This window comes from Phyllobacterium zundukense, assembly GCF_025452195.1.
GTDB classification, from domain to species: domain Bacteria; phylum Pseudomonadota; class Alphaproteobacteria; order Rhizobiales; family Rhizobiaceae; genus Phyllobacterium; species Phyllobacterium zundukense_A.
Map to the genome: position 1 here is coordinate 3285887 of NZ_CP104973.1, position 14020 is coordinate 3299906.

The window sequence follows — 14020 nt, forward strand, 5'->3', positions numbered from 1 at the left end:
CTCTGATTCCTGTTCTTTTGGCAAAAAGCGCAATTTTCTTGAAATTCGGCCTCGTACCAGCCTATTAAGCCGGTTCGAGATAAGTTCTACACCAGTTTTGAACGGTTCTAAACTGGTTTTATGGTCGCTGTTGATTGCCGTCAAGCCCGGCTGGTCAAGAAGCGCCCAATTGGCGAAGACTGGAGTATATATGCCTGAAGTAATTTTCAATGGACCAGCGGGACGTCTTGAGGGCCGATATCAGCCTTCGACGGAAAAAAATGCCCCGATCGCGATTGTCCTGCATCCCCACCCGCAGTTTGGCGGGACCATGAACAACAAGATCGTCTACGATCTGTTTTACATGTTCCAGCAGCGCGGATTCACGACGTTGCGTTTCAACTTCCGTGGCATCGGCCGCAGCCAGGGTGAGTTTGACCATGGTTCAGGCGAATTGTCGGATGCCGCGGGCGCGCTTGATTGGGTGCAGTCGCTCCATCCGGATTCCAAGACCTGCTGGGTCGCCGGTTATTCCTTCGGCGCCTGGATCGGCATGCAATTACTGATGCGCCGCCCGGAAATCGAAGGATTTATCTCGGTCGCGCCGCAGCCAAACACCTATGATTTCTCCTTCCTCGCGCCTTGCCCTTCTTCCGGCCTGATCCTTCATGGCGATCAGGACAAGGTTGCACCACCCAAGGATGTACAGGGCCTGGTTGATAAGCTGAAGACGCAGAAGGGTATCACCATCACGCAGAAGACGATGGTCGGTGCCAACCACTTCTTCTCGGGCATGACTGATGAGGTCATCGCAGAATGCTCCGATTATCTCGATCGCCGTTTGAATGGCGAATTGGTCGAGGCCAAGCCGAAGCGCCTGCGCTAGGCAGGTTTGACGAGCACGCCCCCGGACACGGGGGCGCTGCAACCGGTTGTCGTTGGCCAGGTCAACGGCAACCCGTCCAGCGACCGCACGGCGAGATACGCCCAGGCTTCGGCTTCCATCAGAATCGCCATTGAACCCCAGATCCTCAGCAACGATAACTTTTGCTCCGGCATTTGCTGCTCCCTCGGCAAGATCGGTCATGATCGTCGCATTCTTGCGGCCGCCGCCGCAAATGACCCAGAGCGATGGTATTTCTGGCGCATAGGCGCTCGCCTTGAGGATTGCTTCAGCCGTCACTTTGGCCAAGGTCCGTGCACCGTCTGAAAGTTCCATGTCACCCAGCTCGGCAAGCGTGAAGTCATTGCGATCGAGTGATTTTGGAGGAGCGAGATCGAAAAACGGTTTCGCCAGATAGCGCGTGACCGCATGGCCTATCACCAGCCCTTCGCTGGCAATCGTACCGCCCGCATCGTAAGCGATGCCTGCCTTTTCGGAGACCCACTGATCGATCAGCGTGTTGCCCGGTCCGGTATCGAAGGCGATCGGATCAGAATTGCCCGAAACAATGGTGACGTTGGATATGCCGCCAATGTTGACGAAGACGACAGGCTTGCTGTTGCTGAGTTCCGTCGGAACCCGCGCAGCCAGCGCCTGATGATAGGCAGGCACCAACGGTGCGCCCTGCCCGCCGTGCGCCATGTCATTGGCTCGCATGTCGTAAACGACCGGGATACCTGTCCGGTCAGCGAGCATTTTCCCATCGCCGAGCTGTACCGTCAGCGCCCGAAGCGGTCTGTGCAGAACCGTCTGACCATGAAAACCGATCACGTCGACATCGGCTTTACCGAGGCTATGGCTCGAAAGAAAAACCGAGACCGCATCGCCGTGACGCTTTGTCAGCTCCGCTTCGATCTCGCCAAGTTCGCCTGGCCTTTCGATTCTCGACGTGATGGATTTCGCATCGTCGAGACTGGCTTCGATCCGGCGCTGAAACGCACGTTCGTAGGGCATGAAATCCGATGGACCGCGCCGCACTTCGCTTCTGCCATCCGTTTCCAGGAGCGCGATGTCGATTCCGTCCATGGACGTTCCGCTCATCAGGCCGATTGCGCGCCGTATCGCTGCCAAGACACTGCCTTTCTTGTGATTCGATAGAGAATGATGTTAAACGGCTGCGTCCTCCAAGGCACATCTTTTGTGCCAGTTGATTCAATCAGGAAAATCCGAAATGTCTGCCTTCAAATCCGAATTTCTGCACACGCTTTCAACGCGCGGCTTCATCCATCAGACTTCCGACGATGCGGGTCTGGATGCGCTCTTCGCCAAGGAAACCGTGTCGGCATATATCGGCTTTGATCCAACGGCGCCCAGCCTTCATGCGGGCAGCCTGCTGCAGATCATGATGTTGCACTGGATGCAGAAGACTGGTCATCAGGCAGTGGCGCTGATGGGCGGCGGTACTGGTATGGTCGGCGACCCATCCTTCAAGGATGAGGCGCGCAAGCTGATGACGCCGGAGATCATCCAAAGCAATATCGATACCCTCAAGAAAGTCTTCGCCAATTATTTGTCCTTTGGCGAAGGCCCGAACGACGCGCTGATGGTCAACAATGCCGAATGGCTCCTGCCGCTCAATTACCTCGAATTTCTACGCGATGTCGGCCAGCATTTTTCCGTCAATCGCATGTTGTCCTTCGATTCTGTAAAGCAGCGGCTTGATCGCGAGCAGTCGCTTTCATTCCTCGAATTCAACTACATGATCCTGCAGGCCTACGATTTCGTCGAACTGAACAAGCGCTACGGCCTGCGCCTGCAAATGGGGGGGTCGGATCAGTGGGGGAATATCGTCAACGGTATCGATCTCGGTCATCGCCTTGGCACGCCGCAGCTCTACGCCCTCACCTCGCCGCTTTTGACCACCTCGTCAGGCGCGAAGATGGGCAAGTCGATGACTGGTGCAGTCTGGCTTAACGCAGATCTGCTGAGCCCTTACGATTTCTGGCAATACTGGCGCAACACCGAAGATGCCGACGTCGAACGGTTTCTGAAACTTTACACGACCTTGCCGCTGGATGAGATCAGCCGTCTGGCTTCGCTGGGGGGAGCGGAAATCAATGAAACCAAGAAGGTCCTTGCCACCGAAATCACAGCTCTCCTGCACGGCCGCCAGGCTGCGGAGGAAGCTGCGGAAACGGCCCGCAAGACGTTCGAGGAAGGCGCTTTGGCAACTAATTTGCCGACTGTCGAAATTGCAGGCAGCGACCTCGAAGCTGGAATTGGCATCTTGACCCTTCTCGTCAAGGCAGGCCTTGCCGGATCGAACGGTGAAGCGCGCCGCCACATCCAGGGCGGTGCTGTGCGGGTGAATGATGCCAGCGTTTCAGACGAAAAAGCTAAAATCAGTTCATCCGACGTAACGGCCGAGGGCGTGATCAAGCTGTCTCTTGGCAAGAAGAAGCATATTCTGGTGCGGCCGGTTTAAAATAGCTGGCACTACTGCTGTGCGTGGTTCGACGGGGCTCACCATGAGGGAGATTAGTGGACTGCAGAATGGTCAGCAACGTTGGAGATAATGTCTCCCTGCAATTATCAACCTCCCTCATGGTGAGCCCCGTCGAACCACGCACAGCCGCATTGCTACCCGGTAAAGCCTCAAGCCTGTAGAAGATTGGCCTCTACTGAAATTCAAAAATGGAACGGAAAATACCCGGCGCGATCACCGAAATCGGATTGACGATAATCTGCGGCTGTTTCAATGGCCCGATCAATTTGTAAGTGATGCCGATCAACCCGCCATCGCGGCCGTTGCCGAGGAAAAGGCCAAGGATCGGGACATCGCCAAAGATGCGGTTGATCCCGTAGGCGGGCATGAATGTGCCTGTAAGCGACATGTTGCCCTGGGGATCGCTGAGCACGCCCTGGAACGTCGTGCCGATCGTCGAACCGCGGATAACGCCATTGGCAAGGTTTATGTAATTCGCGCCCTTCTCGATTTGCGAGAAACCGCGGTCGAACGTCACTCTCGACACGTCGATATTCTTCTTCACCGCATCGTTGAGGCTCGTACCGTTGGGCGCTGTGGATACCAGCTTGGCCAAGCGCGGTTCGTTGACCAGTGTAAAATCACGCGCGTCGATCTGCCCCCGCAAAGGACCGTCACCCTTGGAATCGAGCGCAACATTGATGCTGCCTCCGGACATCTTGTCGTAAAAGCCGAAGAAGCGCAGCACCGCACCGGCATCCTTCGATTGCAGGCTGATAGAACGCGCACCACTTTCTGAACTATCGGCTGCCACCACCTTCTGTCCCGTTTTGGTTACGGCGTTGAAGGCGAGGCCCGAAACGTTTGAGCCCACCCCCTCATATGACAGAGACACATTGGCAAAGTTCTCGGAGTAAAAACCGGTTACGGTATCGATGTCGGCATTAACCAGCACGCGCTGCTTGCTGTTGCTGTCGTTGCCTCCGTTCTTTTTCTTGTCTGTTATCTGATTGAGCAAAGGGCGGGCATCGAATGAACTGCCCTTCACACCGACCCTGTATCCATATTTGGTGCGGTCGACCTTTACCGCGATATCGTCACCGCGATTTAACCTGACGGTACCAAAATCAGCCGAGGTCATATCCCCATCCACGACATTCACATCGCCTTGCAAGCGGAACGTGTCGCCGGAAATGTCAAGGTCGCGGATGCTGGCGTTGTCCCCATCTTGCTGGAGCGAGAATTTTGCGGTCGCTTTTACGCCCGCACCCTTGGTCCAACCTAGCTGTGCAAGTTTGATTTCGGCCTTCGTCAGATCGGCGATAGCGACCCGCGACCCGTCGGCCGTCTTGTCGATTTCTACGGAAATCGGGCCGGAAAGCAAAGGATCGAGCGCCGGGAACAGCGCATTCCGGGTCTTGTCATCGAGTTGCAAAGTTACGCTCTGTTCGCGCTTCGCTGTGTTTTTCCCCAAGGGTTCAAACATCGTCACTTCAGCGGGAATGCCATTCACCTGCGCGGTGGCCTCGATACGCGCTTCATCCTGATTGACGGAGAGCGTTCCGTCAGCATCGGTTATCGCCTGCCCATCGATCTTCTTTGCGATCGAAACATTGGATAATTGCATGTCAGCGGACCATGTCAGGCTTCCCGCTGGCGCACGGCGTGTCACCGGAAACGTCACGAGCACGTGTGCCTTCACATCACCTTTTATGTCTTCCGGGGCAAAAGGAAGATTTTTCAAGCCGTTGATGGGTTTAAACCCGATGAATTCGGAGACGGCGGAAGCGTCGCCTACAACATTCAAATCAAGGTCGGAGAGGACTGGGCGTTGCGGGCCCCACGGAATGACAAGCTTTCCATCGACGATCTCCACCTCGCGATTGGCGGGCGTGATTGACGACCCCTTCTCTAGACTGATCGTCGTATAGGCGCCTCGAACGCTGATTTTCCCATCGGCGTTCTGAACAGCTGGTAGTTCTCCGACAATATCAAATCGCGAGCCCGTGACATTGAAATCGACTTGAACTTCATTATCCTCGAGAGGTGGCGGCTTGCCTGGTCCGTTGAATCGTCCGGCCGGAAACGTCACTTTGATTGTGCTGTCCTTCGCCTCCCCGTCGTGCATCTTGTCGATAAGCCAGCGTCGAGCACCCGTAGCGACCCAGATAGGCCATAGCTGCTTGACATCCGCGACCGGCATTTCAGGTATCTGCAGGTCGAGGTTCATCGCAGGTGAACCGCCGCCGAAAGTAACGCTGGCGTTGCCGGACAGCGAACTTGCCTTGTTTGCCAGCACTTCTATCTGCGAGACATCGAGGTGCTTCAACGTCAAGTCATACCGGCCCGCAAGGCGCGCATCGAAGGGAAGCGCCGGGACCGGAGAATCGGCAGGAGCTGATTTGGCGTCTTTGGTGGTAAGTTCGAACTGGTAACCCGGATTGGCCGCTGACGCAGGACCCGGCGGCCGCGTCTCCGGTCCGATTGCTCCTTCGACAATGCCCGTGAATCCACCGAAATGAATGTTCGACGGTTTGATCGCAATCTGGTCGACCCCTGCTAAGTGTTCGAAATTAATCTGGGATTCCACCGCCATATCTTCGACATTGCCGATCGTAACCGGGCCCTTGCCGATATTGAGCGCACCCCAGACACGCGCTGGCTCGGAAGCAGTCGCCGCCAGACCATCCAGCTTCACCTCAGTCAGATTGTCGTAGGTCAGATAGGCGCCATCGGGCTTGATGCCGTCAATGTCAGGCACAGGGGCCGTACCGAATTTACCTGCGAGCGGAATCTTGCTGATAGCCAACGAAAACGCTTCGATCTTCGCTCCGATCGCCGAACGCTTGGCCTGAGCATTGATATCGACTTGCTTTCCGCGCCACTCCACCGTGCCATTGATGGCAACCGGGCCACCGGTTTCCGATAGATCGAGATTGACGATGCGCAAACGTTCCGGCGCACCCGCAAGCGTGAAATCAAACGTTGTATCTGCAATCGAGATATCGCGCGTCTCACGCTGATCGAGCAGCGATACCGCACTTTGGAGACCCGAGAAAATTGCCGCCGATGCACCGTCGAGATCGACAAGGCCGCGATCGTCCTTGGGCACCAAAGACATGAAATCGAAGGGCACAACCGAGGTAACCTTGATCTGCGCGCCGTCGAGTTCCAGTCGCTCGACGCGCACATTGCCGTGCAACAAGGGCATTGTTGCCAGACCGATACGGACAGAGCGTACATCATTGATTTCGATGCCACGCTTGGCATCGGTAATATTGACGTCTCGCGCCTCGAGGGCGACGTGATGGCGCCGGTCTAGAGAAATCTGCGCGGAATTGATCGTGGCAACTGCGGCCGGGCCGAGAACCGTTTGCAACGCGGTTTGCGCCCGCTGCGTCAGCGCTTCACCACCAATGCCCACGCGCAAAACGACAAAAGCGATGCCGGCCAAGACCGCCATAAGAATGGCGAAGGAGCATGTGGCGCCGGCCGCGAAATGCAGCCGCGATCGCCTTCGAGGCGTCGGCACAGGAACCTCGTCTTGCTCGCAAGCAGAAGGATATTGGTGCAGTTTCGTGAAGTCCCGCTTTGTAAAGCGGACTCTTTTCGGTTTCTCTGTCAAATTCCAAAGCCAATTGAGGAATCAATTGGGAAACCGTAGACGATTCCCGCACCTCTCTATAATTGCGTAAGTAGCGTTCGCGTTCAATCATCAAAGAAAGGCATTCCTATGACTATTTTGGATATCGGCAGCACCCCGCCGGACTTCACCTTGCCGCGTGATGGTGGCGGTACGATCACCCTGTCGGGCCTGCGCGGAAAGCCTGTCATTCTCTATTTCTATCCCAAGGACGACACGAGCGGCTGCACCCAGGAAGCGATTGAATTTTCGGGTCTCAGACCGCAGTTCGAGAAGCTTGGGGCGAAGGTCATCGGCATGTCACCGGACCCCGTCAAGAAACACGACAAGTTCAAGACCAAACATGATTTGAAGGTCGACCTCGTTGCAGACGAAGACAAGGCAATCATCGAAGCCTACGGTCTTTGGGTTGAGAAAAGCATGTATGGCCGGAAATACATGGGCGTAGAGCGGACGACGTACCTGATCGATTCGGCTGGCAAGATCGCCAAAATCTGGAACAAGGTAAAAGTTCCGGGACATGCAGCCGAAGTGCTCGAAGCAACCAAGGCTCTTGGGACGTGACTTTGCGCGTTTTAGTTGCAATTTGATTGAAATACAGTGCAGTTGTCAGGATTTGTTAACCCTAACAGAGTGTAATCGCTGTATAAATTGAAGCTGCAAATCAACGAGCGTAGCCGCAATGAAGAAGCCTCAAACTAACAGCATCTTCGGCAGCACGAGAGAGCCCCACACGATCATTATCGCGCGGGGCGAAACGATCCGGCATTTCACCATCAAGCCGTGGATGGCATTCCTTGGTGGCACCCTCGCCCTTGGCCTCGTTGGCAGCTATCTTCTCGCGACATCCTATCTGGTCTTCCGCGATGACCTCATAACCGGCAACGTCGCCCGTCAGGCACGCTTGCAGCAGGCCTATGAAGACCGGATTGCCGCGCTGCGCATTCAGCTGGATCGCATCACAAGCCGGCAATTGCTCGACCAGAAATTGATGGACGGCAAAGTCAGTGAGCTCATTCAACGGCAGAGGGCTCTCAGCGAACGGCATGACAAGCTTGCGCCCGTGCTGCAGCGCGCTGAAAAAGCCGGGGCCGTTTTGCCGGGAGACGCCGCCAATGCTCTTTCGATGGAGGGTAACGGTCAGGACGTGGTGAATTCCGACGATGCAGAAGGTTTTTACGGCATTGATCCGATCATTACGGGACCGACCACTTCAACACGCAAGCCAGCGCCGCACCGTGACAAGGCCAAAACCGGCGTAGACAAGGCCGAGCTTCTGCTCAAATCCGTCGATCATTCCTTGACCGGGATAGAATCCCGGCAGACTCAGCAAATGCAGAAGCTCTCCAACACCGCCTATGAGAGCGCCGACCGGATTATGGAAGCCTTGGCTGCGACCGGCGTCAAACATGTCCCTGACGATGAAACTGCCGGTACGGGTGGGCCATTGCTGCTGGCAAGCACAAATCCGACATCCGGTTTCGACATAAAATTTGCCGATCTCGATGAAGCGGTACAGCGGCTCGAGAGCGCCAAGAGCCTCGCAAAATCCATTCCCATCGCCAATCCGGTTCCCGGCATGCCGGTTTCAAGCCCGTTTGGTTCACGCGCGGACCCGCTTCTTGGGATGATCGCGTTTCATTCCGGTATGGATTTTCGCGCCATATCGGGAAGCTCGGTGCATGCCACCGCCAACGGAACGGTGACCGCCGCCGATTATAATGGCGGCTATGGCAATATGGTCGAGGTCGACCACGGCAACGGACTCGTGACGCGTTATGGCCATTTGAGTCTGATTCTCGTAAGCGTCGGCCAGCGCGTGAAACTTGGCGATACGATCGGCAAGGTCGGCAGCACCGGACGCTCGACGGGCCCTCATCTGCATTATGAAGTTCGCAGGAACGGCGGCGCGGTCAATCCTCTCGGGTATCTGGCGATTGGGCGGAAGCTGGCAGCCGAACTTTAGTCTTAAGCTTAAAGTGTCATTTGCTGTGTGAGTCAGCCATGAAACAATGGCTGGTAAATTTGATTTATTTCTTTCAATAAATTTGTGTTTATATCCAAAGCAGTATATTTTTATGAAGCAATTGAGGTTTCTGGGAGATTCCATCAAACGGCTACGTGATTTTCCTGCAATGGCAAGGCAGGACGCGGGCTATCAACTGGACAAGGTGCAACGAGGCGAAGGCCTGACGACTACAAGCCAATGCCAACAATCGGCCAGCGTGTAGAGGAACTCAGGATATGGGACGATAGCGGGACTTATCGATTGATCTACACTGCACGGTTGTCAGATGCCGTCTATGTTCTAAGCGCATTTCAGAAGAAAACGCAGACCACGCAAGCACAAGAGATCAAGCTTGCAAGGGTGCGGTACAAAGAACTCAAAAGGCTATTGCATGGTGGAGATGGAAAAGTTTGATAGTGTTTGGGATGCGATCACCGACACACCTGCCGAGGCCGCGAACCTGCGGACTAGAGCAGAGCTGATGAGGCAGATCGCCAAGATCATCGAAGAAAATGGTTGGAAACAGACCGAGGCAGCCATCCATTGCGATGTCACGCAACCGCGCATAAATGATTTGTTGCGCGGTCGCGTTTCGCGGTTCTCACTAGACGCGTTGGTCAATATTGCTACGGCTCTTGGCCGCCGCGTCCACATTGAACTCGAAGCGGCATAAATCAAGCAATGTCTTCGACTTCGACATCCGATCCGTGCACGCGGTGGGCCAGAGCGGCCTCCATGAACATATCGACATCGCCGTCGAGCACATCTTGCGGGCTCGTGCTTTCAACACCGGTGCGCAAATCCTTCACCAGCTGATAAGGCTGCAGCACGTAGGAGCGGATCTGGTGTCCCCAGCCGATATCGGTCTTGGAGGCTGAAATCGCATCTGCTGCCTGTTCACGTTTTTCCAGTTCCGCCTCATAGAGACGGGCGCGCAACATCGACCAGGCCGTCGCGCGGTTCTTGTGCTGCGAACGCTCTGCCTGACACTGCACGACAATACCCGTGGCGATATGCGTGATACGAACCGCCGAATCGGTCGTGTTGACGTGCTGACCACCGGCGCCGGATGCGCGATAGGTATCGATGCGGACGTCTGCTTCGGTTACCGCGATATCGATATTGTCATCGACGACCGGGTAGACCCAGATGCTCGAAAACGACGTGTGCCTGCGTGCATTGGAATCGTAGGGCGAAATACGCACGAGCCGGTGTACACCGGATTCCGTCTTCAAGAGCCCGTAAGCGTTGTGCCCCTTGACGAGGATGGTGGCAGATTTGATGCCAGCTTCTTCGCCATAATGGACTTCGAGCAATTCGACTTTCATGCCTTTGCGCTCTGCCCAGCGCGTGTACATGCGCAGGAGCATATTCGCCCAGTCCTGGCTCTCTGTACCGCCCGCACCGGAATGTACTTCCAGATACGTGTCGTTTGCGTCGGCCTCGCCGGAGAGCAACGTATCGATTTGGCGACGGTCGACTTCCTGTTTGATGGCGCGGATATTCTCTTCCGCCTCCGTCACGATCGACTTGTCGTCCTCCTCCTCGCCCATGGCGATGAGTTCGACATTGTCATCTAGGGACTGCGTCAGCGTGCGAGATCGAATTGATGCCGTCTTCCAGCTGCTGGCGTTCGCGCATCAGCTTTTGCGCTTCCTGCGCGTCGTTCCAGAGTGTTGGATCTTCGGCGAGCTGGTTCAGATAGCCCAGGCGTTTAATTGATGTATCCCAGTCAAAGATGCCTCCTCAGCAGGCTTATGGCCTGCTTGATCTCATCGACGAGGGTCTCGATTTCGGCGCGCATCGGCAATCCGTTCCTTCTTTATGCTCAAATTTCGGCGGACCATATTGACTGGTCCGCGCGATGTAAAGTGTTCGGGTTCAATGCAAATGACCGCGGCAGGAACCAGTTGGGGCTTTTGAGAATTCAGCCTGATGAGGTAGCCGGTGTGATTTTCGAGACCCGAAGCGCAGTGGACATTTCTGTCCATGAGCATCGGAAGCGGAGAAAATCGCATCAGATGCCCATCAGGGTGAAGTTATTGAAGAGTCGTCAGAAGAGGCCGCCGCCACCGCCTTGTATCGCCCGGTTGACATTCGGAGACTGGACTCCGACAGGCGAGCCCTCCGAGAACGTATCCATGCCGATGACAGAATAGCTGTCGGCAGGTCCCGTACCCGGCTTGAACGCTTCCATGATGACGTTCGCTCCGCCAGGCGATGCCCGCATGCCTGTCTTGCGATCGATTGCGATTACACTCATGCCCGGCGGGGGGTCGAAGGGTACAGATCGCTGGCCTTGCAATGCAGCCTCAGCAAAGTCCTTGAACACTGGTGCCGCAAGCCCGCTACCGGTGAAGCCGTGACCCATGGGCGCAGGATCGTCATATCCGAGGTAAACGCCGAAGACGAGGTTCGGCGTGAAGCCAATGAACCAGGCGTCTTTTTCATCGTTGGTGGTTCCGGTCTTGCCGGCTATAGGTCGGTTGAGGCTTTTCAGGATCGTTGCGGTACCGCGCTCAACCACGCCCTCCATCATGGATGTGATCTGGTAGGCGGTCATCGGGTCGAGCACCTGATCCCGATCGTCGATCAACTCGGGTTCCGGCTGATTCTTCCACTCGTCTGCCGAACAATTATCGCACTTGCGCTCGTCATGCTTGAAAATCGTCTTGCCGTAGCGGTCTTGTATCCGGTCGATCATCGATGGCGTTATCTTGCGACCGCCATTTGCAATGATCGAATAACCCGTGACCATGCGCAGAACCGTAGTTTCGCCGGAGCCAAGCGCCATGGCGAGAACCGGCAGCATCTTGTCATAAATGCCGAACCGCTCGGCATATTCGGCCACGAGTTTCATGCCCATGTCCTGGGCCAGTCTCACAGTCATCAGATTGCGCGACTGCTCGATACCATAGCGCAATGTCGATGGACCTGCGAATTTACCGCCGTAGTTCTTCGGCGCCCAGATTCCAAGACTGCCACCCTGATCGACGGAGATCGGTCCATCGAGAACCACGGACGCCGGTGTATAGCCATTGTCGAGCGCGGCAGAGTAGACGAATGGTTTGAAAGACGAGCCCGGCTGACGCATTGCCTGCGTTGCCCGGTTGAATTCGGATTCGGCAAAGGAGAAGCCGCCAACCATGGCAAGCACACGCCCCGTATGCGGATCCATCGCCACCGCGCCACCTTCGATTTTCGGCACCTGATGCAGATCGAATTCGGTGTCGCTGCCCTCTTTCTTCTGAACGAAGATCACGTCACCGACGTTGAAAACGCTCTCCAGCGACTTGGCTGTGGTGCGCTTGTCATCATTGAGCAAGCGGAAAGCCCATTTGATATCCGCCGCTGCAATGGTGCCCTTCTTGCGTTCAGTGGCAAGTTTGTCCGATGCGTCCCGCTCCGGCTGGAGCCCGATGGTCGCCTGCTCCGGCGTCACCTCAAGCACGACGGCCAACTGCCAGTCGGGAACATCGGAAAACGCTTTTATCTCTGAAAGGGGAATGCCCCAGTCGCCGTTCGTCGAAATGGTCTTGTAGGCGCCGCGATAGCCTCGCGCTTCATCGTATTTGAAGAGGCCGTGCTGCAACGCTGCACGCGCCTGCACCTGCATTTTCGGATCAAGCGTTGTGCGAACCGACAGGCCGCCCTCGTAAAGCGCATTTTCGCCATAACGGGCGATGATCTGACGCCGGACTTCTTCCGTGAAATATTCTGAAGCAAAGAGATAATTGCCCGTGTGACGCGGCGTGACGCCAAGCGGTTCCGCCTTGGCTACTTTTGCTTCCTCGGCGGTCACATAGCCATTTTCAGCCATACGGTCGATCACCCAATTACGGCGTTCGACGGCACGATCCGGCTGCCGGAACGGGTGGTAATTCGATGGCCCCTTGGGAAGCGCTGCGAGGTAAGCGGCTTCGGCTACGGTCAGTTCGTTGACCGATTTGTTGTAGTAGGTCAGCGCAGCCCCGGCGATACCGTAGGAGTTCAAGCCGAAGAAAATTTCGTTCAGATAGAGTTCGAGAATGCGATCCTTGGAATAGGCCTGCTCGATGCGAAAGGAAAGAATCGCTTCCTTGACCTTGCGTCCGATCGTCTGATCGTTGCTCAGGAGGAAGTTCTTCGCAACCTGCTGTGTAATCGTCGATGCACCGACCGGCCGGCGTGAGCCCCAATTCTGCACATTGGTGATGACTGCGCGGGTAAGACCAGCGATATCCACACCGGGATGCTGATAGAAATTCTTGTCTTCGGCCGAGATAAATGCTGCCTTGACGCGGTCGGGGACAGCCTGGATCGGCAAATAAAGCCGGCGTTGGCGCGCAAATTCAGCCATCAACGAACCATCGGAAGAATGAACACGTGTCATGACCGGCGGCTCATACTTAGCCAGCACTTCGTAGTCGGGCAGGTCTTTTGACATGTTGACAACGTAGAGCGCGACGGCACCCGCTCCCAGAAGCGCCATGACAGTGCCGATTCCGAAAAAATATCCGATCAAGCGTATCATTTGTATCCGGAACCCATTTCACCTGTTGGCATGTGCGTTACCAATGCATGAGCAGATCATGCAGATTGCATCGTGGAAGACACCAATCCCGAAGGTCTTCCCCGTCCGGCAATCGAATAATGCAATGCCGGTAACTCGTTGACGCAATTGAGCGACAAATGTGACAAAGGCAAGGACAACCCGCGCGTGTTCACAATATAAATACCAATTGTGGGGTTTGGGCAACGCACGGAAGAGTGATTTTCTCTACAATCTTAATGCAATGGGAGGTTGAGACCACCGCCACTGCCCCCTCCCTGCATCGATCGCCAATTCAATACGTGCTTTGCCTAACTGGTCGTAATTCCGACTTTGCGCTGGATTTCTTCGGTAGTTTCCTTCACGAAAAAAGTTAACCCCGCCGTGGTTGTCACAATGTGCGTCCCTGTTCCATAGGGGTTGAAAGAGACGACGTGAGCGAAGTTGAGTGTAATGTGATCCCCATTGACATCCGTCAGATTGATCCACAT

9 protein-coding genes and 2 pseudogenes are annotated in these 14020 nt (G+C 55.5%); 6 read left to right on the plus strand and 5 right to left on the minus strand.

The window, feature by feature from the left end; all coding sequences use genetic code 11:
• Positions 1 to 190: 190 nt before the first annotated feature.
• On the plus strand, positions 191 to 865 hold the full coding sequence (locus N8E88_RS28490) for an alpha/beta hydrolase (RefSeq protein WP_027231414.1): 675 nt from the start codon (positions 191 to 193) through the stop codon (positions 863 to 865).
• On the opposite strand, the pseudogene N8E88_RS28495 reads toward N8E88_RS28490, so the two are convergent.
• Positions 862 to 1993, minus strand: a pseudogene (locus N8E88_RS28495) (anhydro-N-acetylmuramic acid kinase). The gene N8E88_RS28490 and the pseudogene N8E88_RS28495 overlap by 4 nt on opposite strands.
• A 100-nt stretch (positions 1994 to 2093) precedes the next feature.
• On the opposite strand from N8E88_RS28495, the gene tyrS reads away from it, so the two are divergent.
• Positions 2094 to 3347: a tyrosine--tRNA ligase gene (gene tyrS / locus N8E88_RS28500; RefSeq protein WP_262293475.1), complete on the plus strand. Its 1254-nt coding sequence runs from the start codon at positions 2094 to 2096 to the stop codon at positions 3345 to 3347.
• Between the two features lie 193 nt (positions 3348 to 3540).
• Here the strand turns inward: tyrS and N8E88_RS28505 are convergent, their stop codons facing one another.
• A complete protein-coding gene (locus N8E88_RS28505; RefSeq protein ID WP_262293476.1) occupies positions 3541 to 6879 on the minus strand; it encodes a YhdP family protein in 3339 nt (1112 codons plus the stop codon).
• Positions 6880 to 7080: 201 nt separating this feature from the next.
• On the opposite strand from N8E88_RS28505, the gene N8E88_RS28510 reads away from it, so the two are divergent.
• From N8E88_RS28510 to N8E88_RS28525, 4 genes are all read left to right on the plus strand, one after another.
• Positions 7081 to 7554, plus strand: coding sequence for a peroxiredoxin (locus N8E88_RS28510; protein ID WP_262293477.1), 474 nt, complete (start codon positions 7081 to 7083; stop codon positions 7552 to 7554).
• 118 nt (positions 7555 to 7672) lie between these two features.
• A complete protein-coding gene (locus tag N8E88_RS28515) occupies positions 7673 to 8956 on the plus strand; it encodes a M23 family metallopeptidase (RefSeq protein WP_262293478.1) in 1284 nt (427 codons plus the stop codon).
• Positions 8957 to 9196: 240 nt separating this feature from the next.
• On the plus strand, positions 9197 to 9412 hold the full coding sequence (locus tag N8E88_RS31615) for a type II toxin-antitoxin system RelE/ParE family toxin (protein ID WP_315975270.1): 216 nt from the start codon (positions 9197 to 9199) through the stop codon (positions 9410 to 9412).
• Positions 9399 to 9671, plus strand: a complete 273-nt coding sequence (locus N8E88_RS28525; protein WP_262293479.1) for a helix-turn-helix domain-containing protein — start codon at positions 9399 to 9401, stop codon at positions 9669 to 9671. Before N8E88_RS31615 ends, N8E88_RS28525 begins: the two co-directional genes overlap by 14 nt.
• Position 9672: 1 nt before the next feature.
• Here N8E88_RS28525 and prfB read toward each other — a convergent pair.
• From prfB to N8E88_RS28540, 3 genes and pseudogenes are all read right to left on the minus strand, one after another.
• Positions 9673 to 10802 (minus strand): annotated as a pseudogene (prfB, locus tag N8E88_RS28530) (peptide chain release factor 2).
• Between the two features lie 249 nt (positions 10803 to 11051).
• Entirely contained in the window at positions 11052 to 13511 is a 2460-nt protein-coding gene (locus N8E88_RS28535) for a penicillin-binding protein 1A (RefSeq protein WP_262293480.1), read from the minus strand.
• Between the two features lie 329 nt (positions 13512 to 13840).
• Positions 13841 to 14020 carry a hypothetical protein gene (locus tag N8E88_RS28540; RefSeq protein ID WP_112530935.1) on the minus strand — a complete coding sequence of 60 codons (180 nt, stop codon included), beginning with the start codon at positions 14018 to 14020 and terminating at the stop codon, positions 13841 to 13843.

What these genes read in the sequence shown, in the direction of transcription:
- N8E88_RS28490 (WP_027231414.1), top strand. Translation starts at nt 191, where the DNA reads ATGCCTGAAGTAATTTTCAATGGACCAGCGGGACGTCTTGAGGGCCGA.
- tyrS (WP_262293475.1), top strand. Translation starts at nt 2,094, where the DNA reads ATGTCTGCCTTCAAATCCGAATTTCTGCACACGCTTTCAACGCGCGGC.
- N8E88_RS28510 (WP_262293477.1), top strand. Translation starts at nt 7,081, where the DNA reads ATGACTATTTTGGATATCGGCAGCACCCCGCCGGACTTCACCTTGCCG.
- N8E88_RS28515 (WP_262293478.1), top strand. Translation starts at nt 7,673, where the DNA reads ATGAAGAAGCCTCAAACTAACAGCATCTTCGGCAGCACGAGAGAGCCC.
- N8E88_RS31615 (WP_315975270.1), top strand. Translation starts at nt 9,197, where the DNA reads ATGCCAACAATCGGCCAGCGTGTAGAGGAACTCAGGATATGGGACGAT.
- N8E88_RS28525 (WP_262293479.1), top strand. Translation starts at nt 9,399, where the DNA reads ATGGAAAAGTTTGATAGTGTTTGGGATGCGATCACCGACACACCTGCC.
- N8E88_RS28535 (WP_262293480.1), bottom strand. Translation starts at nt 13,511, where the DNA reads ATGATACGCTTGATCGGATATTTTTTCGGAATCGGCACTGTCATGGCG.
- N8E88_RS28540 (WP_112530935.1), bottom strand. Translation starts at nt 14,020, where the DNA reads ATGTGGATCAATCTGACGGATGTCAATGGGGATCACATTACACTCAAC.